This is a genomic window from Pseudomonas nabeulensis (assembly GCF_004682045.1).
Classification (GTDB): domain Bacteria; phylum Pseudomonadota; class Gammaproteobacteria; order Pseudomonadales; family Pseudomonadaceae; genus Aquipseudomonas; species Aquipseudomonas nabeulensis.
In genome coordinates, this window is sequence record NZ_QUZT01000006.1 from 99,949 (window position 1) to 120,429 (window position 20,481).

The following is a 20,481-nucleotide window of genomic DNA, read 5'->3' on the forward strand; positions in this document are numbered from 1 at the left end:
TGAGGTGCTGCCGGGCCGCCAGGGCCCGGCAGGCCGTTTTATTGCAGTGCGGGAAGGCAAGTCCAGGGGTGCTGCTGTTCCAGCTGCCCGGCCAGTTGGAACAGCAGGCCTTCCTGGCAGTGGGCGGCGCTGAACATCATACCGATAGGCAACCCGTCGCGGCTGATGCCCAGCGGCACCGACATGGCCGGCTGGCCGCTGACGTTGGCCAGCACGGTAAAGCCGATACTGCCGACGATGTGCTTGATGTAGTCCTCGTAGCTGTTTTGCAGGCTCACCCGGCCCAGCGGCGGCGTGAGTTGGCCGGTGACGGGGGAGAGGATCAGGTCGATATCATCGAACAGCAGTTCCATTTGCAGGCCAATCGCCTCGAAGTCGCGGCGGGCGCGATACAGGCGTTCGGCGCTGGCCTGGGTGGCCTGCTCCAGTACACGCTGGGTCACCGGCTCCAGGGCGTGGGCGGGCATGGGCCGACCGAGCGCGGCCTCGCGGTCGCGCACCGCTGCCAACAACGCTACGCCACTGGTGGTGCCGTGGGCGGCGTAAAGACGTTGAGGGTCGACGGGCAGCGTCAGCGGTTGCACCTGATGGCCCAACTCGCGCAGCTGCCCGACGGTTCGCTCCAGCACCTCGGCAATCTCCGGGTCCAGCGGTGTGCCGGTCATGTCGGCACTCACCACACCGATGCGCAGCGCGGCGGGCGTACGCAGCATTTCCTCGCGAAACGGGCGTGGCGGCTCGGCCAGCCAATAAGGGCTGCCGCGCTCGTGACCGTGGCTGACGTCGAGCAACAACGCCGAATCGCGCACGCTGCGCGACACCACATGGCCGCAACTGGCGCCAAACCAGCCTTCGAACGAGTTCGGGCCCTGCGGGGTGCGGTAGCGTGTCGGCTTCATGCCGAACACCCCGCAATAGGCCGCCGGGATGCGAATCGACCCGCCGCCATCGGTGGCGTGGGCCACCGGCACGATTCCGGAGGCGACCGCAGCGGCGGCGCCGCCCGACGAACCGCCGGCGCTGTAATCCAGGTTCCACGGGTTGCGGGTGCGTCCCCATTGGCTGGACTCAGTGGTGGTGGTCATGCCGAACTCGGGGCTGGCGGTCTTGCCGAACACCAGCATGCCGGCGTCCAGGTAGCGCTTGACCACGGTGCTGTTGGCGGTTGCCGGCGGCGTGTCACCCAGCAGGCGCGAGCCGTTGGTGGTCACGGTGCCCGCCAGGTAAGTGTTCAAGTCCTTGAGCAGCATCGGCACACCGGCCAATGCCCCCTTGCCCTCGGTGCCGGCCGCTTGGCGGGCCTTTAACTGCGCAAAGGCGTGGTCATCATGGCGCATCACCACGGCGTTGATTGTTGGGTCCAGTTGGTCGCAACGCTCCAGGGCGGCACGCAGCAGCGCTTCGGGCGCCAGGCTGCCGTTGTGCACGCCCTCGGCCATGGCGGTGGCGTCCAGTGCAAGGTAATCGGCCTGGGACATAAAAGGGGTGGTGGTCATCAAAAGTGCCTCGGCGAAAAGGGATTCAAAACAGGAAGTTCAGTGATTCCTGCCACAGCAGGGCGTCACTGTGCACCGGGGTAAACACCGGGTTATGGGTGTAGGTCAGGCCGCTGATCAGGTAGATGCCGGGGGTCAAGCGCGCCGCGTAGGAGGCGGTCGCGGCCAGGGTGTGGCTGGCGGTCTGCATGCGGTAACCGGCGTACACATCGCGCAGTGCCTTGCTGTAGTCGCTCTTGGTCACGCCAAACGCGAGCATGTCCGCCGGGCGGCTGGCAAACGGGCCCACGTTGAAGGCGGTGAACTGGATCGCCTGGTTGATGGCGTTGACCGAGTCCGGCGAGTAATCGACCTTGCTGTCCAGGTACCAGCCGCGTGCATCGCCCCACGGCTTGCTGACTTGCACGGTGCCCGCCAGGTACACGCCGTAGTTGTTGTCGGACTTCTTGCCGCTCTTGAACTCGGTGTATTGGGTGGTGTTGTACAGCGCGCCGGCCCGGAACCAGGCGGAGTTTTCGGTGGCGCTGGCGGCGCGCTTGTAGCCGAACTCATCGATAAACAGCGCCTTGGCATCCGGCACACTGAGGCGAAAGCCGCTGGGGTTGTCCTTCACATCCTGGGCGATACCGGCCGGGCTGACACTGCGCGTCACCGCAAAGCTGTTGTAGAAGCGCAGCGACGGGTCACGCACGATCACGTTCAGCGTCGGCGTCGGCTCGGTGGCCGACATGCCCACCTGGAACGGCACCACGCTGCTCGGTCCGAGCGCGGCAGTGGACGCATTGCCACCCAGTGCGATCCCATAGAACAGGCGCACGCCGGTGATATAGCCGTACTCCAGCTCCAACTGATGATCGAAGAACGACTGGTTGATCGCGAACACCGTCATGGTGGTCACGCGCGGGTTGGCCGGCGTGTAGTTGGCCCCCACCCACTGCGCCGCCAGGGTGAACTGCGCGTCGTTGGCAAAACCGATGCGGGTCAGGTCGTAGGTGAGATAGGTATTGAGCGAGGCGTTGTAGCTGGGGTTTTGCCCGTTATACAGCTGAGGCTTGGCGTTATGGCCGAGCACGTCGTAGGTGTAGCCGTTATAGGACGTCGCGGTAAAACCAAAGCCGTGTTCGGCCAGGGCTTCACGCAAGCCGCCCAGTTCCGGGCTGATGCGGGCGCACACCGGGATCGACTTGATGACGATCTCGGCGCGGGTCAGGTACTGGTCGTAATTCGTGCATGTGGGCGGGCTGTCGCCACTGGCGGCGTGCGCACTGGCACAGCCGATCCAGAGCAGGCCTGCTTTTATCGGGAACGGCATGGATCGCATCTTCAACATTTCCCCATCCTGTTTAGGTCAAGTAGGACGACACCCGCCGGTCTGCGCCGCCGGGTTGCAGCGCGAGTATCCGTGCATTTTCGTCACCAGCGCATGGCGCCAATGGCAGGTATCGATGGGGCCAGTGCACGCCACGGTTTACGCGGCTTCCAGCGAGTCGGCGGGGCAGGGCGAAGGGGGGAATGGGCAGGGTTTGCCCGGGGATGGTGCGGCGTGCGTCTGGATAGGGCGCGTTCAGCGTTTCCAGCGCTGCCAATGGGCATGGATCACCCGGCTCAAGGCTTCGATACCGGGGACGATGGTGTCCTTGGCCATCGAGCCGAACCCCAGGCGCATTGCGGGGTTGGCGGCGCCGACGGCAGGGTCCATGTAGAAGGCGGAACTGGGGTCGAACAGCACGCCTTGGGCCAGGCCTTCCATGTACAGCTGCGTCAGGTCATGGCAATGGGGCAAGCGCAACCAAAGGGTGGCGCCGCCGGTAGGCGCGATAAACGTCGCCTCGGGCAAGTGGGCGCGCAATGCCTGGGTGATCAAGGCGGCGCGCTGGGCGAGTTTTTCCCGGGCTTGCTGCAATAAGCGGTCGTAGTGGCCTTGCTGGATAAACAGCGCAGCGGCCACCTGGTTGTTGCCGGGGATCTGCCGGATCATCAGGCGTTGCAAGTGGCGCAACTGCTCGATGACCGGCGCCGGCGCGACGATATAGCCGATGCCCAATCCCGGCGACAGCAGTTTGGACAGGCTGCTGAGGTAGATCACCCGTTCGTTGCCGTCCTGGGCCTTGAGCGCCGGCAACGCCTGGCCGTCGTATTCGGTTTCCGGATCGTCGTCGTCTTCGATGATCACCTGGTCATGCTGCGCCGCCATCGCCAGCAGTGTGGTACGGCGTTGCGGGCTCAGGGTGACACCGGTGGGGCATTGGTAGCCCGGCGTGCAATACAGGTAGTCGCAGCTCGCGTAGTCAGCGGTTGGCACCACACCTTGCTCGTCCACCGGCAACGGCACCACCTGTGCACCGTTGTAGGCAAACACATTGCGCGGGTCCATGTAGCCCGGTTCTTCGAAGCCGATGCGCGCGCCATCGCGCACCAGCAAACGGGCCAGCAGGTAGAAGCTTTGCTGGCGACCGAGGGTCAACAGCACTTGGTCGCGGGTGGCGGCGATGCCTCGGCGTGGCAGCACGCGGCGGATCAATTGGTCGATCAACTGCGCGTTGCCGGCGTCCTCGCCTTCCTGCCACCAGCGGTCGACGGCCTTGACCTCATTGGCCTGGCGCGTGCACTGGCGCCATTGCGTCAGCGGAAACTGGCGCGGGTCGAACTGGCCATAGATAAACGGGTAGCGCACCCGCCGCCATACGGTGGGGCGGTCAGCCCAGGGCGCCATGTGGGCGGTGGCTTTGAGGCGTTGCTGCCAATCCGGCTGGGCGCTGGGGGCGGGCAGCGGTTCCTGGGTGGCCTGGGTCGGCGAGATGTCGCTGCACACAAAGAAGCCATCGCGCAGGCGTGACTCGATATAGCCCTCGGCGCTCAACCGTTCGTAAACCAGCACCGCGGTATTGCGCGACACCCCGGTCAACTGCGCCAGGTCGCGCCCCGAAGGCAGCCGCGTGCCGGCGGGGAGGCGGCCGTCGAGGATCGCCGTGACAAACGCCACGCACAACTGCACCTGCAACGGCTCGTCATTGCGCCGTGCCTTGGGCAGCAGTTGGCGCCACATCAAATCATGTTTGCCGGTGCGGTTCAGGGTCGGGGTCACAGGGGCAGGGCCAACGGCACAAGGGATGTCGGCCACCCTAACCCAGGACGCGGGTGCAGCGCTATGCAGGTGTCTCAAGCCTTGCCTTTCCAGGGCACCAGCCGCCGTTCCAGCCAGCGCATGCCCAGGTCGAACAGCAGGGCCATCGCGCCAATCACCAGGATGCCCATGATCACCACGTCGGTGGCCATGAACTTGGAGGCGGTCAGCACCATAAAGCCCAGGCCGGCGGTGGCGGCGACCATCTCGGCGGCCACCAGGGTGGTCCAGCCAAAGCCGATGGCGATGCGCATGCCGGTCAGTATTTCCGGTAACGCCGCGGGCATGATCACGTGGCGCAACACCTGGCCACGGCTGGCGCCCATGGAGTAGGCGGCGTGAATCTGCTCGATGGCCACCGACTTCACCCCGGCCCGCGCACTCAGGGCCAGCGGTGCGAACATCGCCAGGTAAATCAGCAACACTTTCGAGCCTTCGCCGATGCCCATCCAGATCACCACCAGCGGCAAGTACGCCAGCGGCGGCAGTGGCCGGTAAAACTCCACCAGCGGGTCGAGCACCCCACGGGCCACGCGGTTCACGCCCATCATGATGCCCACCGGGATCGCCGTGCAGGCCGCCAGCACAAACGCGCCGAATACCCGGAACGCACTCCAGCCGATATGGCTGAGCAGCGAGGCGTCGGCAAAGCCGTCACTGGCCACGTCCATCAGTTGCATCCACACCGCCTGAGGCGAAGGCAGGAACAGCGGCTTGATCCACCCGACGTTGGTGGCGACATACCAGAGCGCAAACACCAGCCCCACGGTGACCAGGCTCAGCAGCAGGCTCGACCCATTGCCCGGCGCGCCATATTGCTCACCGGGCCGTGCCGGTGCGGCACGCCGCAGGTCGTGCAGGGCGCGCAGAATGGCGCCGCGTTGTTTCTCGTCCAATAAACTCATGCGGCCGACTCCTCGTCACCGTGGATGATGCCCAGCACCTGCTCACGCAGGGCGATAAAGTCCGGGCTGGATTTGACCGTGCGGGCGTCCTGGCCAGCGAGGAAGCGCCGACCGAAATCCACCGGGAACTCGTGGGTGATGCGGCCGGGGCGCGGCGACATGATGATCAGCCGAGTCGCCATGAACAGCGCTTCCTCGACATCGTGGGTGATGAAAAACATCATTTTTTCGGTGCGTTGCCAGATTTGCAGGATCAACTCCTGCAAGCGCTCGCGGGTCAGGGCATCCAGTGCGCCAAGGGGCTCGTCGAGCAATAACATCTGCGGGTCGTTGGTCAGCGCCCGCGCAATGCCGACCCGTTGTTGCATGCCGCCCGACAGTTGATACACCGCGTGCCGGGCGAAGTCCGCAAGGCCCGTGAGCTGGAGAAAATGCCGTGCCCGTTCCTCACGCTCGGCACTGGGCATACCGCGCAGTTTCAAGCCGAATGCGACGTTGTCGAGCACATTCAGCCAGGGCAGCAGGGCGTGCTTCTGGAACACCACGCCACGCTCGGTGCCGGGCCCGGTGACCTGGTCGCGCAGTTGCGCCGTGGCCGAGGTGTGTTGCGGCACTTGGCCGTGAAAATCACCCAGGGTGATCAAGCCACTGCTGGGCTGGATAAAACCGGCCATCAGGTTGAGCAGGGTGGTTTTGCCGCACCCCGAGGCGCCGAGGGCGACCACGAAGTCACCGCTGGCAATCTCCAGGTTGACCCCGGCAAGTGCGGTGACTCGCTGGCCTTTTTGCTGGCCGGGGTAGTGCACCGACACGTCATGGATTTTCAGGCACTGGCCCATGGCTGTTTCCTCATTGAGGGGCGACCCGCGCCGCCCGTGGCAGGGGTTATTGCGCGGCCTGGACGTAGCTCGGGTTGATCGCCACGCTGTAGTCGGGCAACAGCGCCGGGATCTTTTTCTGCGCTTTCAAGAATTCAGCGGTGGCCGCCAACGCCTTGGCCGCGCCGCCGTCCTTGCCGGCGCCGAGCCAGCTGGCACTGGCCTGCTGCGCCGCGAGGGGGAACTGGTACAGGGCCAGCACGGGCGGTACTTCATCGGGCTTGGCACCGGACTGGCGCGCCACGTTGATCACTTGCGGCGAGTCGGCAGTCCACGTGTTTGGCGCGTTCACGTACGACGCCGTGCTGGCTTGCAGCACCTTGGTCAGGGCGAGCATGCCCGCGCTGTTCTTCTCGGCGAACTGGCGGTCGACCACGATGCCATCGAAGGTGGCCTTGCCCCATTGGGTCAGTTGCCCGGAGGTCAGCAGCACATGCCCGCTTTGCTTGAGGCGGCCGAGTGCCGGGTCCCAGATAAAGGCAGCGTCGATATCCCCACGTTCCCAGGCGGCGGGAATGTCCGAGGGTTGCAGGTTGATCACCTTGACCTTGCCGCTCAGGCCGAATTGTTCCAGGGCAAACAGCGCATGAAAGTGCGTGGTGGAAACGAATGGCACCGCCAGGGTTTTGCCCGCCAGGTCCTGGGGCGCAACGATGCCGCTGCCGTTGCGCACCACCAGGGCCTCGGCGTTGTTGATATTGTCCAGGATCCAGAACAACTGCGCGTCCACCCCACGGCTCACGGCGGCGGCAATCGGGCTGCTGCCGGCCACGCCAATCTGCACATCGCCCGAGGCCATGGCGGTCATCACATCGCCGCCGCTGTCGAAGTTGCGCCACTGGATATCCCAGCCGGTGGCCTGCTCGAATTGCTTTTCGGCGATGGCGTTCTTCCACGGCGCAAACATGCTTTGCACGCCGATGGTCACCGTCTGCGCCTGAGCCGTGGTGGCAAGCCCCAGGGTCAGCGCGGCGGCGGGTAACAGCAGGGAGCGGCGTATCCATTGGTGCAGGGGCTTGAGCATGGTGTGGCTCCTAAGAGTAACGGCCGTGTTTGGCACAGCTGGATCTTAGGGTCGGCCCGTTGCTTGCTTTAGAGCCAGATGCGCCGGGCTTTGGTACCAGCCAGCGCGCCAGGCCTTTGCGCGCCTGGCGTGCAGCGTAGCGGGCGCGCCATCGGGGTGCGTCGTCGAGGGAGTGGGAACCATGTTGGAGCGTTATTTCCGTCCGTTCGAAGCCGGTCGCGGGTTGCAGGAGCAACTGCGCGAAAACCTGCTCAATGCCATCCTCGACGGCGCGCTGCCGCCCGACGACGCCATGCCGTCCTCGCGCAAGTTGTGCGAGTTGCTCAAGGTGTCGCGCAATACCGTGGTGCTGGTGTACGAACAGTTGGTGCAGGACGGTTACCTGACCCCTTCGGATCGGCGCGGCTACTTTATCAATGAGAAATTCCTGCGCCAGCAACTCAACGTCAGCCTCAAGGCCAAGTCACCGGCCCTGTTCGAGCGGCCCGACCATGCGCCGGACTGGGAGCGCCGCCTGCAAACCGACTCGGCGCAGATGCGCAGCATCGTCAAACCACGCAACTGGCGCGACTACCGCTACCCGTTTATCTACGGGCAGATCGAGGACGACGAACAAACCGCCGCCCGTTGGCGCGACTGCGCGCGTATCGCCACCAGCGGCGCGCACATGCGCAGTTGGGTGGATGACCAGGTGATGCTGGATGATCCATTGCTGGTGGAACAGATCATCCAACGGGTGTTGCCCAAGCGCGGCATCCAGGCGCGGCCGGAGCAGGTGCTGGTGACCATCGGCACGCAAAATTCGCTGTATATGCTCACCCGCCTGTTGGGGCGGCCCGGTCTGCAAATGGGCCTGGAAGAGCCGGGCTACGTGGATGCGCGGAATATTTTCAGCCTTTCCGGTTGCACCTTGCGCCCGCTGCGCATCGACCGGCAGGGGCTGGTGGTGGACGAGCAACTGCGCGGCTGCGACATGCTGTTCTGCACCCCCAGTCACCAGTCGCCCACCGGCGTGACCATGCCGCTGTACCGACGCCTGGAGCTGTTGGCCAGCGCCCGCGAACACGACTTTTTGATCATCGAAGACGACTACGAAAGCGAGCAGAACTTTCTCGGCAGCAACCACCCGGCGCTCAAAAGCTATGACGACAGTGGCCGCGTCATCTACCTCGGCAGCCTTACCAAAGGCTTGCTGCCGGGGGTGCGCCTGGGCTTTATTGCCGCCGATGCCGAGTTGATCCACGAACTGCGCGCACTGCGCCGCTACATGTACCGCCATCCGCCGTCGAACAACCAACGCATCCTCGCGTTGTTCCTGGCCATGGGGCATTACGATGCCCACGCGCGCCGCCTGCGTGATCGCCTGGCGCGCAAATGGCGGGTGATCAGCCGCGCCTTGGCCGAGCATCTGCCGGAGTGCCACGCCAGTGGCATGGCCGGTGGTTCGTCGATCTGGGTCAGTGGGCCGCCGGCGGTGGACGCCTGGGCCTTGCAGCGGCGGGTCGCGCGGCACGGGGTGTTGATCGAGCCGGGGGATATTCACTTTCTGGGGGAGGGGCGCGGCGGCTGCTATTTTCGCCTGGGCTTCGGCGCGATTGCCGAAGACCGGATCGAAGCGGGGATTGCCGCTCTGGGCCAGGCCTGGCGCGAATTGCACCAGGCCCAACCGGCCTAGAACGTTTCTTGGCTGAGGGTGGACTTGAGTACTTCGAACATGGCGTCCACATCGGTGCGGCTGGCCACCAGCGCCGGGGCGAAGATGATCGCGTCGCCGGTGGTCTTCACGTGCAGCCCTGCGTCATACAGCGCACGTTGCACCTGCGCACCCTTGGCACCGGGGGTGGCGCCAGGGGCCAACTGGATGCCGCTGAGCAGGCCGTAACCGCGCAAGTCGCTGACCTGAGGCAAGCCACGCAAGGCGCTCAACGACTCCATAAAGTACGGCGCCAACTGGCGGCCACGGCCAAACAAATCCTCATCGCGATAGATGTCCAACGAGGCCAGCGCAGCCGCACACGCGGCCGGATGCCCGGAGTAGGTGTAGCCGTGGAACAGCTCCGGCCCCTGGCCTTGGCTGGAGGTGACCACGGCGTCGTAGATCGACTCATCCACCGCCACCGCACCCATGGGGATCGCGCCGTTGGTCAAGGCCTTGGCCATGGTGATGATGTCCGGCTTCACCGCAAAACTCTGCGCGGCAAACGCTTCGCCGGTGCGGCCGAAACCGGTGATCACTTCGTCGAACACCAACAGGATGCCGTGGCGATTGCAGATATCCCGCAGGCGTTTCAGGTAGCCGGCGGGCGGTACGTACACACCGATGGAACCGGCGATGGGCTCGACAAAACACGCGGCGATGCTGTCGGCGCCGTGGGTGGCGATGATGCGTTCCAGGTCGTCGGCCAGGTCTGCGCCTTGGCTCGGTTCACCCAACTGATAGCGTTGCTCCGCCTGCCAGGTGTGGCGCATATGGCTGACGTGGGGCAGGCCGCCGGTGGCGAAGGCCTGGCGGTTGCGCATCATGCCGGACAGGGCCACGCCGCCGAAATTGACCCCGTGGTAGGCCCACTCGCGAGAGACAAAGCGCGTGCGCTGGGCCTGGCCGCGGGCGCGGTGATAGGCCAGGGCGATCTTCATCGCGCTGTCCACCGACTCGGAACCGGAGTTGGTGAAAAACAGCTTGTTCAGACCTTGCGGCAGCAGCTCGCTCAAGCGCTCCGCCAGTTCGAATGACAGCGGCGAGGCGCGCTGGAAGTGCGGGGTGAAATCCAGGGTCAGCAGTTGCTTGCACACCGCTTCGGCGATTTCGGTACGGCCATGCCCGGCGGCGCAGCAGAACAGTCCCGAGCTGCCGTCAAGCAACTCGCGGCCCTCGGCGGTCCAGTAGCGCACACCTTCGGCGCGTACAAACAATTGCGGGGCGCGCTGGAATTCGCGGTTGTCGGTGAAGGGCATCCATTGATGACTGAGGTTCGTTGCCATGGGGTGACTCCTGTTGGCGGGCGCGGTGTGGCCGGTTGTCCCGCAGCCTAGCCATGCAGCCTGGGTGCGCTTAGAGCCAGATGGGCTTTTCCATGGAGCCAGTCGGCCGGGCACTGGCTCCATGGAAAAGCCTATCTGGCTCTAAAGCAGCGGTCGGTGCCTGACTAGAGTGGCGCCATTGCCAGAGGAGCGCGTCGTGACCCCGGAATTGAATTGGAGCTTGAGCGCCGCCTGTGTGCTGGTGGCGGCAGTGGTGCGTGGCCTCACCGGATTTGGCTTTGCGGCAGTCGCGGTGGTGGGCCTGGCCCTGCTCGGTTCATTGCGTGATGCGGTGCCGCTGGTGCTGTGCCTGGAGGTGGCGTCGAGCCTGATGTTGCTGCGCGATGCGTGGGCCCAGGCCGACTATTTTCTGCTGCGCCGGGTGTTGCTGGCGGCGGCCGTGGGGGTGCCCTGCGGTGTGTGGTTATTGACCGGGCTCGACGCTGAATGGTTGAGCCTGGGGGTGTACCTGCTGGTGGCGATATTGGCGCTGTTGGGCCTGGCACGGGTGTCGCTGCCGATGGGGCGCGGGCCGTGGTCGGCGTGGCTGGTGGGCGGCAGCAGCGGGGCGTTGATCGCCGCGTTTTCCATCGGCGGGCCGCTGGTGGTGGCGTGGCTCAGCCATTGTGGGCTGCACGCACGCAAGCTGCGCGCCACCCTGATCATGTTCTTTTTTGTTGTGGACCTGGCCGCGCTGGCCGCCTTGGCCCTGGCCGATGCCATTGGCCCCGAGGTGCCACGCCGCGCACTGCCACTGCTGGCACCGCTGTGGTTGGGGCTATGGCTGGGTCAACGTTTGTTCCTGCACATTCGCGCCGAACACGCGGCGCGGCTTACCCAATGGCTATTGCTGGCGTTGGCGGGCTTCGGCCTGCTGGGCCGGTCGTGGTCGTGACCTTTGGAGATGGATCATGCAACCGACTGTATTTATCACCGGCGCCACCGCCGGTTTCGGCGAAGCCTGCGCCCGCCGTTTCGCCCAGGCCGGCTGGTCGATGGTGCTGACGGGCCGGCGTGAAGAACGCCTGTTGCGTCTGGCCGACGAGTTAAGCGGGCAAGCCGAAGTGTTGCCGTTGGTGCTGGACGTTCGCGACCGCGCGGCCATGCAGGCGGCAATCAGCCAATTGCCCGAGGGCTTTAACCGGTTGCGCGGGCTGATCAACAACGCTGGGCTGGCGCTGGGAACCGAGGCTGCCCAGGCGTGTTCGCTGGATGACTGGGAGACCATGGTCGACACCAATATCAAGGGCCTGCTGTACAGCACGCGGCTGTTGCTGCCGCGCTTGATCGCCCACGGTCGCGGCGCGAGCATCGTTAACCTGGGGTCCATTGCGGGGAATTGGCCGTATCCCGGTAGCCATGTGTATGGGGCGACCAAGGCGTTTGTGCGGCAGTTTTCGTTGAATTTGCGTTGTGACTTGCAGGGCACGGGGGTGCGGGTGACCAACCTGGAACCGGGGTTGTGCGAAAGCGAGTTTTCCCTGGTGCGCTTTGCGGGCGATGCTCACAGGTACGAAGCGGTGTATGCGGGTGCCGAGCCGCTGCAACCGGCTGACATTGCCGAGACGATCTTCTGGCTGATGAGCCAGCCGGCGCATATCAATATCAACAGTTTGGAGGTGATGCCGGTGACCCAGGCCTGGAGTAATTTTCAGATTGAGCGGGGTCGTTAGTGTTCACACAATTTTGAGTCTTGCCCTGGACCTGTGGGAGGGGGCTTGCCCCCGATAGCGGCTAACCCGGCGTCCTGCCGGGTTACCCACGGATTCAAGCCTGCGTTCGGCCAGCGTGGTTTAACGGGGCGACCCAGATCAAAAGCAGATCAAAAGCCGTGTGATATTCACCTGATACACGAAGATCAAAATGTGGGAGGGGGCTTGCCCCCGATGACGGAGTATCAGTCACCTTATTTGTTGCTGACCCACCCCTATCGAAAGCCCCGCACCACCTGCATCAATCGAGACTCACTGATTTCACCGCTGTACCACTGCGACTGCCCAAACAAAATCACCAGTAGGATCGGGGCACTGCCTGCATGGCCGTTTTCGTCCTCCAACACTTGGCTCAGCAGCAACGCATAACGGTCTTTCAGCTGGATGATTTTGGTTTGCTGTGCCTCATCAAGGTTGACGAATTCACGGGTCATCAGCACCAACCGGTACGGCTCATTTGCATTGAAACGGGCAAACGCCTGGATAAACCGTTGCAGCCGTTCGCCGGGGTTGCGGGTGCCTTTGAGGCGGCGCTGGGTGTCGTGCAGCAGGTCCGAGAATGCGCGCTCGATCAGCTCGAACAACAGGCTCTGCTTGTTCTCGATATGGTGATACAGCGACCCGGCATGCAACCCCAAATGGCCGGCCAGGTCGCGCAGGCCGATCGCCTGGAAGCCACGGGTGGCGAAGAGTTCGAGGGCGGCATCGAGCAGGCGGTCGCGGGCGCTGGGGAGGGATTGGGGGAGGGCCATAGTGAGGTCAGACCGCGTGGCGATAGTCGGTTTTTGCGGCATGGGTGGCCGTGCGCATCAACAGCAGGACGGCGCAGATCACCGGCAGGTTGACCAGCAACAAGGCATAGCGCAACGACTCCTGCCCGGCCATCGGCAGCAGCAGTTCGCTGAATACCCCGGTGATCAGCGGCCCGACGCCAACGCCCAACAATGTGCTGACAATGGTTTGCAAGGCCATGGCGGTGCCGCGTCGGCCCGGCGGCACCAGTTGGGTCACCAGGTTGTAGGAGGGCGCCACCCACCACACCGCAAAGAATGCGTACAGCGCGCACCAGAGCATGGCTGCCGGGATCGGCACATCGCCCACGCGGATCAGCAGCGCATCGGACCACAGCAGGTAGGGCACCAGCGCGCAGACCGCCGCGCCATGGCCGAGCATGGGGATCGACACCTGCCAATGGGGATGGCGACGGCACAGGCGGTCGCTCAACCCACCACTGACCAGTCCGCCGACTCCGGCCGAGAGGCCGCAAATGACGCCCGCCAACAGCCCGGCATGTTGCAGCGACAGCCCGTGGGAGCGCACCAGGAAACTGGTGTTCCACATCCCCACCGCATAGGAACTCAAGGTGGCCAGGCCACCGGCCAACACCAGGCAGCGATAGGCCGGCAACGCCCACAGCGCGCGTGCCTCGGCGCCCATGCCGAGCAGTGGCGGGGGCGTGTGGGTCTGCGGCGTGAGGTCCCAGCGGCCCCGGCGGGGTTCGCGCACCCACGCCAGCGTCATGGAAAACACCAGGGCCGGTACGCCCAGCGCGATAAATGCGCTGCGCCAACCGTAATGCTCGACCACCCAGGCGCCGACACTCAAGCCGATGATTGAAGAAAACGTCGGCGCAGCGGTAAAGCAACTGATGGCGAACGAACGACGCTGGGGCGGATACAAATCGGCAATCAACGACAGCGACGCCGAGGTGGTCGGGGATTCACTCACCGCCACCAGCATCCGCGCGATGGCCAGCGCAATAAAACTGCCGGCCCAGCCGCAGGCCATGGTCGCCAACGCCCACAGCAGGCACGACAAGGCCAGCAGGCGCGTGCGGGGCAGGCGGTCCACCAGGCGCCCGGCGGGCAGGCCCATCAGTGCATACACGGCGGCGAACGCCAGCCCGGAGATCAAGCCGATGGCGGTATCGCCCACGCCGAATTCGGCCTTCAGCGGCTCGATCATCACCGCGAGTATTTGCCGGCCAACGAAGTTATCGGCAAACACCAGGGCCAGCAGGACCAACAGACCGTGGCTGGCCCAACCGGCGTGAGTCGCCGGGAGCGTCGGTTCGCGGGCGCTCATCGCGGTGCCCAGAGGTCCGGCAGGCCTGGGTCACTCACCACGATCAGGCGCTTGAGCAACACCTTCAAGGCTTGCGCATCGGCGCTGCCGAGCCTGGCCACCAGGTCTTGTTCCACTGCCTTGGCCAGCGCCAGTTGATGCAGGGACACTTCACGGCCCTGGGCGGTGAGTACAAAGCGCAAGGCGTCGGCCGGGCCTTCGAAGGCCACTAGGCGCTGGCGTTCGAGGAAGCGCATGCTCGCCAGGCTGATGACCATGCCGGTGTAATTCACGAAGGTGTTGATTTCATCCAGGGTCAGGTTGTCGCGAATACACAAAATCGACAGCACAAAAAACGTCTGCTCATCCAACTGCTGCTCGCCGAGCAATTGGCGCAACTGGTTGAGCACCTGGTAGTGCCCGCGTCCCAGCAGGTAGCCGAGCAAGTCCTCGGTGTAGCTGCATTCGGGCGCCGGTGGTGTGGTGGCCAGGCGCAGCTCACTGCGCGGCTTGCGTGTGGCCAGGGCGTATTGGCCGCTTTGGAAGGCCAGCGGGGCGCGGTCGCTGTGGTCGAAGGCCAGCACTTCACCGACGAAGATCACATGGTCACCGCCTTCGTACTGGAACGCCGTGCGGCATTGAAAACGCGCGGTGCAGTCCTGCAGCAGCGGGGCGGCGCTGACGCCGTTGTCCAGCGCGATCTCGGCGAACTTGTCTTCGCCCTGGGTGGCAAACCGGCCCGACAAGGTTTCCTGCTCGGTGGACAACACGTGCACGTTCCAGTGTTTGCCGCTGCTGAACACCGGCAGGCTGCGCGCTTGCTTGGACAGGCTCCACAGCACCAGCGGTGGGTTGAGCGACACCGAGTTGAAGCTGTTGGCGGTGATGCCCACCGGCGAGCCGTCTTCGGCGTGGGTGGTGATGATGGTGACCCCGGTGGTAAAGGTGCCGAGCGCAGCGCGAAAGGCCTGGGGGTCGAAGCTAAGGTTTTGTGTTGCCATGACTGGCCTCATGGAGGGTGGGGGCTTATGGCCAGTGTTGGCGGTTTGAGGGCCAGTAGCATCGTCTCAACGGACTAACGCCAACCTCGTCCGATTGGACGAGGCGAGGGGCAGGGGCCCGCGCCTAGAGTGGCGCTCAACGGCCAACGAGCCCACCTGCGAGGGGATAACAATGAGTGCCCAGGACCTTTCCGACCTGCTGCTGCAACAAAAACATGCCACGTTCCGTGCGGGACCGGTCAGCGCCGACACCCGCCGGCGCCGGCTCCAGCAAGTGATCGACCTGCTGGTGGAACACCAGGCTGCCTTGACCACGGCGATGGACCTGGACTTCGGTGGCAGGCCGGCGGGCTTTTCGCTGATGAACGACGTGCTGGGCGCCCTGGCGTCACTCAAGTATGCCCGTGACCATCTGCAGACCTGGATGCAGGACGAGCCTCGGCAGATGTTCAGCCCCTACGACCAACTCGGCGCCAGCGCCTGGGTCATGTACCAGCCCAAGGGCACGGTAGGCATTCTCGGCACCTGGAACGCGCCGCTGTTCACCTTGTTCAGCCCGTTGGCGTCGGCGCTGGCGGCGGGTAACCGGGCGATTCTCAAACCCTCGGAGGTGGTGCCGCGTACTGCTGAGTTGGTGGCGCGCCTGTGCGCCGTGCACCTCGATCCGCTGGAAATCGCCGTGGTCAATGGCGGGCCCGAAGTGGGCGAGGCGTTCAGCAGCCAGGCATTCGATCATCTGGTGTTCACCGGCAGTACCGCGATCGGCCGACGCATCATGACCAATGCCGCGAAAAACCTGGTGCCGGTCACCCTGGAACTGGGCGGCAAGTCGCCGGTGGTGTTGTCACAGAGTGCCGATCTGAGTAAAGCCGCGTTCAGCATCGCGGCGGGCAAGGCATGCAATGGCGGGCAAATCTGCATCAACCCGGACTTGGTTTACGTGCCTGTCGCCGCGCTGGAGCCGTTTCTCGATGCGTTGCGCGCCGCGTATTGCGAACTGAACCCGAGCGTGGCCGGCAACCCGGATGTGGTGGCGGTGGTCAACCAACGCCACCTGGATCGGGTCGAAGGCCTGGTCGAGGATGCCCAGGCACGCGGCGCCCGTATCGAGTGTTTGCCCGAACCCCTGGTGCTGAATACCCAGGACCGCCGCCGCCCGCTGCGGGTGGTGGTGAACCCGGCGGCGGAGAGCCAGATTCTGCACGAGGAAATCTTCGGCCCGGCCGTGGTTGTGTTGACCTATCACGACCTCGACCAGGTACTCGCCGACATCAATGCCCGGCCTCGGCCACTGGCGTTGTACTACTTCGGCGAGGACCCGCAGGAGCAACGGCATGTGCTGGAACACACGCTGTCCGGTGGGGTGACGATCAACGAGGTGATGATGCACGCGGCGTTGCACGACGCGCCGTTCGGTGGCGTGGGCGCCTCGGGCATGGGCCACTACCACGGCCGCGAAGGCTTCCTTGAGTTCAGCCATATGCGCACCGTGTTCAAGGCCGGGCCCCACGACCCGCGCCGTGAATGGGGCTTGCTGCCGCCGTATGGCGAGCACTATCTGGCGGCCATGTTGGCGGCAGTCAAGGGTTGAACCTTTCATTTATCCGGGCCTGATCATCACTATGCACACTCATCAAGATAAGACGGACAACGGCTGGTCGCGCCGTGACGTACTCAAGGCCGGCGCCGTGAGCGCCGGTGTCGGACTGCTGGGGCGTTTTGCCGACGCCCGCGCAGCAGGGCTTGGCGACACCGATTACCAGGCCATGGACGCCTGGGCCATGAGCCAGGCCGTGCGCAGCGGCGAGCTGAGCCCGCAGGACCTGCTGGCCGCCGCGTTGGCGCGCTGCCACGCGGTCAACCCCCGGGTCAATGCCGTGAACATGCTGCATGAAGCCTACGCCCATGCCTTGATGGCCCAGCGTCGCAATGACGGCACTGACAAACAGGGCACCCTGGCCGGTGTGCCGCTGCTGCTCAAGGACCTCAACACCAATCTGCAAGGCACGATCACCAGCAACGGTTGCCGCTTCTTCAAGGACGCCCCCCCGGCCACCTACACCAGCACCCTGATCACCCGCTACCAAAACGCCGGCGCCGTGCCGTTCGGCAAGACTGCCTGCCCGGAGTTCGGGCTGACCACCACCACCGAATCCCTGGCCTGGGGCCAGACCCACAACCCGTGGAACCTGGCCATGAGTGCCGGCGGTTCCTCCGGCGGGGCAGCGGCAGCGGTAGCGGCCGGGATCGTGCCGGTGGCCCATGCCACCGATGGCGGCGGTTCGATCCGGATCCCGGCGGCCTACTGTGGGGTGGTCGGGCTCAAGCCCAGCCGTTACCGCACCCCCAGCGGGCCGGTGCATTTCGAAGGCTGGTTTGGCGCCAGCGTGGCCAATGTGGTGTCGCGCAGCGTGCGCGACACGGCACTCTTTCTCGATGCGGGACAAGGCCATGACGCCGGCAGTGCCTATTGGTGTCCACCGCCCGTGCGGCCGTATGTGCAAGAGCTGTTGCGTGACCCCGGCAAGTTGCGCGTGGGCGTGGTGCGTCAGTCCCTTACCGGCGCACCGTTGGACCCGGCGATTGCCGCCACTCTGGAGCGCACCCTCAAGCAGTTGTCGGCCCTGGGGCATGAGCTTGAAGAGATGACCTTGAACGTTGACCCCCGCGAGTTGTTCGGCGCCCACGGCAAGGTGATCGGCACTGCCTTGCGCACGCTGATCCATGACCGAGAACAGGTGCTGGGCCGTGCCGCCACGGCGCAGGACCTGGAGAAAATCACCCTGGTCAATCTGGAACGTGCCCAAGGCATCAGCGGCGAAGACCTGTACCGGGCGCGTGCCTCGTTCGAACGCATCGGCGCGACCATGGAACAGCACTTCCAACGTTTTGACGTGATCCTCTCGCCGGTCACCGGCAGTCTCACGCCGAAGCTGGGCCTGCTGTCCCTCGACCAACCGTGGGACAGCTATGCGCACCAGGCCATGGGCAGCGCCGGGTTTACCGTGGTCGCCAATGTCAGCGGCCAGCCGGCGATTTCCCTGCCCCTGGGGCAGAGTGACGACGGCTTGCCGGTGGGCATGATGTTCACCGCGCGCCTGGGCGGCGAAGACGTATTGCTGCGCCTTGCCAGCCAACTCGAACAGGCCCATCCGTGGGCCGGGCGACGTGCGACCTTGTCGGCATAACCCTCAATGCACACCGTCAGCGCCGCCGGCGGTGACTCCCTCATTTCAGCGAATGGCATAACCACAATGACGGCTTTCATTCAGTCTCAAACGCACTACGACGTGATCGTCGTCGGTTCGGGCGCCGGTGCAATGACCTCGGCGGTGTTTCTCGCCGACCAGGGCATGCGCGTGCTGGTGGTGGAAAAAAGCAACCAGTACGGCGGCACCTCGGCGATCTCCGGGGGCGGCATCTGGATTCCGAATAACCGCTATTTCAGCCGCCAGGGCGGGCAGGACAGCTACGCAATGGCGCTGACGTACCTGCAAGCCACTGCGGGTGAGCATGTGGAGGAAGCACGCCTGCGCGCCTACCTCGACAACGCGCCGAAGATGATCGAGCAACTCGCCCGTATCAGCCGGGTGCGTTACGCAGTGGCGGCCAAATACCCCGATTACTATCCACACTTGCCGGGTGCGCTGGCGGGCGGGCGCACCCTCGATCCGGAGCTTTTCGACACCAGCCTGTTGGGCGACGAACTGGCCAACCTGCGCAAACCCTCGCCGTCTACCTTGCTGATGGGGCGTATTGCCTGGACTGCCCGCGATGCGCACAAGGTCATGGCGCGCAGCTTTGGCTGGCGCCTGCTGATCATGAAACTGATGCTGCGCTACAAGCTGGATTTCAAGTGGCGGCGCAAAAGCAAATTCGACCGCCGCGCGTCCCTCGGCAGTTCGCTGGTGGCATCGCTGCGGCGCTCGTTGATGGACCGCGACGTGCCGCTGTGGCTCAACACCGACTTTTGCGGCCTGGTCACCGACAACGGTCGCGTCAGCGGTGTGACGGTGCAGCGCAACGGCGCCGAGTTGCAGCTGACGGCGCGCCACGGGGTCATCCTCGCCTCCGGGGGCTTCGAGCAGAACCAGGCGCTACGCGATCAGTACCTGCCCAAGCCCACGCGCCGTGCCTGGAGCGCCACGCCACCGGGCAACAACACCGGGGCGGCGCTGCAAGCCGGCATGGCCGAGGGTGCGGCCACGGCCTTGATGGATTGGGCCTGGTGGGCGCCGACCATTGCCGTGCCGGGGGAAGACAAACCCCGAGGCGTGTTTGCCGAGCGCGCGTTTCCCGGCGCCATCGTGGTCAACGGCCAGGGCCAGCGCTTTGTCAACGAGGCGGCGCCGTACCTGGAGTTTGTCGATGCCATGCACCAGGACAACCAGAAAACCGACGGCCGCTCGGTGCCGGCCTGGGTGATCTTCGATGCGCACTTTCGCTTCAACTACGCCATGGGGCCGTTGATGCCGGGCCAGGTCATGCCCGACAGCCGCTTGCGCAAGGAATGGCGCGACAACCTGTACTGGAAAGCCGACACCCTGGCCGAGTTGGCCACGCGTATCGGCGTCGACAGCGCGGGCCTGGAAGCGACCGTGGCCAAGGTGAACACCTATGCCGGCACCGGCGTCGACCTGGATTTTGGCCGTGGCGGCAATATCTTCGACCGCTACTACGGCGACAGCAACGTCAAGCCCAACCCGTGCCTGGCGCCGTTGCGCAAAGGGCCTTACTACGCGATGCGCCTGGATGCCGGGGATATTGGCACCAAGGGCGGCTTGCTGACCAACGAACACGCCCAAGTGGTGCGTGAGGACGGCGTGCCGATTGCGGGTCTGTATGCCATTGGCAACTGCTCGGCCTCGGTGATGGGCACGCGTTATCCGGGGGCGGGAGGTACGTTGGGGCCGGCGATGACCTTTGGGTTTGTTGCGGCGAATCACGTGGTGGCGTGTGCGCGTAAGGTGACGGTATGAAGGGGGCAAAGTCGTGTTTGGTGAGCATATCCGTTATTTAGGTAACGGCTACTTATGGTTCCGCCCTTACGGCGGCTCACTTTTGGAAAGGCCGGAGTGCCGGCCCAGCCAAAAGTAAGCAAAAGGCCTTCGCCCACCACTCGGTGTCTCGCCTAGGCTCGACATGCCCGCACTCCGGCTTGAATCCGTGGGCCGCCGTCATGGGCCATCCATGGCCCATCCATGGCCCAGGACGGCTAACCCGGCGTCCTGCCGGGTTACCCACGGATTCAAGCCT

The 20,481-nt window shown here is 64.8% G+C and carries 16 protein-coding genes; 6 read left to right on the forward strand and 10 right to left on the reverse strand.

All coding sequences use genetic code 11. From position 1 onward, the window contains the following. Positions 1 to 38 precede the first annotated feature (38 nt). The 6 genes from DYL61_RS05495 to tauA all read right to left on the reverse strand — a co-directional run bounded on the left by DYL61_RS05495 (position 39) and on the right by tauA (position 7,427). Positions 39 to 1,496 (reverse strand): amidase, encoded by a 1,458-nt coding sequence (locus DYL61_RS05495; protein WP_135307519.1) that lies wholly within the window; start codon positions 1,494 to 1,496, stop codon positions 39 to 41. 25 nt (positions 1,497 to 1,521) lie between these two features. Beyond that, positions 1,522 to 2,826 (reverse strand): carbohydrate porin, encoded by a 1,305-nt coding sequence (locus tag DYL61_RS05500; RefSeq protein WP_193559426.1) that lies wholly within the window; start codon positions 2,824 to 2,826, stop codon positions 1,522 to 1,524. 234 nt (positions 2,827 to 3,060) lie between these two features. Next, on the reverse strand, positions 3,061 to 4,581 hold the full coding sequence (gene pdxR / locus DYL61_RS05505) for a MocR-like pyridoxine biosynthesis transcription factor PdxR (protein ID WP_202978026.1): 1,521 nt from the start codon (positions 4,579 to 4,581) through the stop codon (positions 3,061 to 3,063). Between the two features lie 74 nt (positions 4,582 to 4,655). Then, complete coding sequence (locus DYL61_RS05510; RefSeq protein ID WP_135307520.1) at positions 4,656 to 5,525, reverse strand: ABC transporter permease subunit; 870 nt, start codon at positions 5,523 to 5,525, stop codon at positions 4,656 to 4,658. Further along, positions 5,522 to 6,364 (reverse strand): taurine ABC transporter ATP-binding protein, encoded by an 843-nt coding sequence (locus DYL61_RS05515; RefSeq protein ID WP_135307521.1) that lies wholly within the window; start codon positions 6,362 to 6,364, stop codon positions 5,522 to 5,524. The genes DYL61_RS05510 and DYL61_RS05515 overlap by 4 nt, the downstream gene beginning before the upstream one ends. Before the next feature lie 46 nt (positions 6,365 to 6,410). Then, positions 6,411 to 7,427, reverse strand: coding sequence for a taurine ABC transporter substrate-binding protein (gene tauA, locus DYL61_RS05520; RefSeq protein ID WP_135307522.1), 1,017 nt, complete (start codon positions 7,425 to 7,427; stop codon positions 6,411 to 6,413). Between the two features lie 181 nt (positions 7,428 to 7,608). On the opposite strand from tauA, the gene pdxR (DYL61_RS05525) reads away from it, so the two are divergent. After that, positions 7,609 to 9,102, forward strand: coding sequence for a MocR-like pyridoxine biosynthesis transcription factor PdxR (pdxR, locus tag DYL61_RS05525; protein ID WP_135307523.1), 1,494 nt, complete (start codon positions 7,609 to 7,611; stop codon positions 9,100 to 9,102). On the opposite strand, the gene aptA is transcribed toward pdxR (DYL61_RS05525), so the two are convergent. After that, complete coding sequence (aptA, locus tag DYL61_RS05530) at positions 9,099 to 10,409, reverse strand: omega-aminotransferase AptA (protein ID WP_135307524.1); 1,311 nt, start codon at positions 10,407 to 10,409, stop codon at positions 9,099 to 9,101. The genes pdxR (DYL61_RS05525) and aptA overlap by 4 nt on opposite strands. A 196-nt stretch (positions 10,410 to 10,605) precedes the next feature. Here aptA and DYL61_RS05535 point away from each other — a divergent pair, with 196 nt between their 5' ends. Together DYL61_RS05535 and DYL61_RS05540 are read left to right on the forward strand one after the other, a co-directional pair. Then, a complete protein-coding gene (locus DYL61_RS05535) occupies positions 10,606 to 11,343 on the forward strand; it encodes a sulfite exporter TauE/SafE family protein (RefSeq protein WP_135307525.1) in 738 nt (245 codons plus the stop codon). A gap of 16 nt (positions 11,344 to 11,359) precedes the next feature. Continuing rightward, positions 11,360 to 12,121, forward strand: coding sequence for an SDR family oxidoreductase (locus tag DYL61_RS05540; protein WP_135307526.1), 762 nt, complete (start codon positions 11,360 to 11,362; stop codon positions 12,119 to 12,121). 254 nt (positions 12,122 to 12,375) lie between these two features. On the opposite strand, the gene DYL61_RS05545 is transcribed toward DYL61_RS05540, so the two are convergent. From DYL61_RS05545 to DYL61_RS05555, 3 genes are read right to left on the reverse strand one after another with little or no spacing between them, the layout of a single operon-like run. Beyond that, positions 12,376 to 12,912, reverse strand: coding sequence for a TetR/AcrR family transcriptional regulator (locus tag DYL61_RS05545; protein ID WP_135307527.1), 537 nt, complete (start codon positions 12,910 to 12,912; stop codon positions 12,376 to 12,378). 7 nt (positions 12,913 to 12,919) lie between these two features. Further along, positions 12,920 to 14,245, reverse strand: coding sequence for a spinster family MFS transporter (locus DYL61_RS05550; protein ID WP_135307528.1), 1,326 nt, complete (start codon positions 14,243 to 14,245; stop codon positions 12,920 to 12,922). Continuing rightward, entirely contained in the window at positions 14,242 to 15,225 is a 984-nt protein-coding gene (locus tag DYL61_RS05555; protein WP_135307529.1) for a flavin reductase family protein, read from the reverse strand. Before DYL61_RS05555 ends, DYL61_RS05550 begins: the two co-directional genes overlap by 4 nt. Before the next feature lie 172 nt (positions 15,226 to 15,397). Between DYL61_RS05555 and DYL61_RS05560 the strand changes: the two genes are divergently transcribed. From DYL61_RS05560 to DYL61_RS05570, 3 genes are all read left to right on the forward strand, one after another. Next, a complete protein-coding gene (locus DYL61_RS05560; RefSeq protein WP_135307530.1) occupies positions 15,398 to 16,816 on the forward strand; it encodes a coniferyl aldehyde dehydrogenase in 1,419 nt (472 codons plus the stop codon). Positions 16,817 to 16,847: 31 nt separating this feature from the next. Further along, complete coding sequence (locus DYL61_RS05565) at positions 16,848 to 18,413, forward strand: amidase (protein ID WP_135307531.1); 1,566 nt, start codon at positions 16,848 to 16,850, stop codon at positions 18,411 to 18,413. Positions 18,414 to 18,479: 66 nt separating this feature from the next. Then, positions 18,480 to 20,204, forward strand: a complete 1,725-nt coding sequence (locus DYL61_RS05570) for an FAD-binding protein (protein ID WP_135307532.1) — start codon at positions 18,480 to 18,482, stop codon at positions 20,202 to 20,204. The last annotated feature ends 277 nt before the right edge of the window (positions 20,205 to 20,481 follow it).

Excerpts from the sequence above, each read along its gene's own strand:
- DYL61_RS05495 (WP_135307519.1), bottom strand. The coding sequence starts at position 1,496 with ATGACCACCACCCCTTTTATGTCCCAGGCCGATTACCTTGCACTGGAC.
- DYL61_RS05500 (WP_193559426.1), bottom strand. The coding sequence starts at position 2,826 with ATGTTGAAGATGCGATCCATGCCGTTCCCGATAAAAGCAGGCCTGCTC.
- DYL61_RS05510 (WP_135307520.1), bottom strand. The coding sequence starts at position 5,525 with ATGAGTTTATTGGACGAGAAACAACGCGGCGCCATTCTGCGCGCCCTG.
- DYL61_RS05515 (WP_135307521.1), bottom strand. The coding sequence starts at position 6,364 with ATGGGCCAGTGCCTGAAAATCCATGACGTGTCGGTGCACTACCCCGGC.
- tauA (WP_135307522.1), bottom strand. The coding sequence starts at position 7,427 with ATGCTCAAGCCCCTGCACCAATGGATACGCCGCTCCCTGCTGTTACCC.
- pdxR (WP_135307523.1), top strand. The coding sequence starts at position 7,609 with ATGTTGGAGCGTTATTTCCGTCCGTTCGAAGCCGGTCGCGGGTTGCAG.
- aptA (WP_135307524.1), bottom strand. The coding sequence starts at position 10,409 with ATGGCAACGAACCTCAGTCATCAATGGATGCCCTTCACCGACAACCGC.
- DYL61_RS05540 (WP_135307526.1), top strand. The coding sequence starts at position 11,360 with ATGCAACCGACTGTATTTATCACCGGCGCCACCGCCGGTTTCGGCGAA.
- DYL61_RS05545 (WP_135307527.1), bottom strand. The coding sequence starts at position 12,912 with ATGGCCCTCCCCCAATCCCTCCCCAGCGCCCGCGACCGCCTGCTCGAT.
- DYL61_RS05550 (WP_135307528.1), bottom strand. The coding sequence starts at position 14,245 with ATGAGCGCCCGCGAACCGACGCTCCCGGCGACTCACGCCGGTTGGGCC.
- DYL61_RS05555 (WP_135307529.1), bottom strand. The coding sequence starts at position 15,225 with ATGGCAACACAAAACCTTAGCTTCGACCCCCAGGCCTTTCGCGCTGCG.
- DYL61_RS05560 (WP_135307530.1), top strand. The coding sequence starts at position 15,398 with ATGAGTGCCCAGGACCTTTCCGACCTGCTGCTGCAACAAAAACATGCC.
- DYL61_RS05565 (WP_135307531.1), top strand. The coding sequence starts at position 16,848 with ATGCACACTCATCAAGATAAGACGGACAACGGCTGGTCGCGCCGTGAC.
- DYL61_RS05570 (WP_135307532.1), top strand. The coding sequence starts at position 18,480 with ATGACGGCTTTCATTCAGTCTCAAACGCACTACGACGTGATCGTCGTC.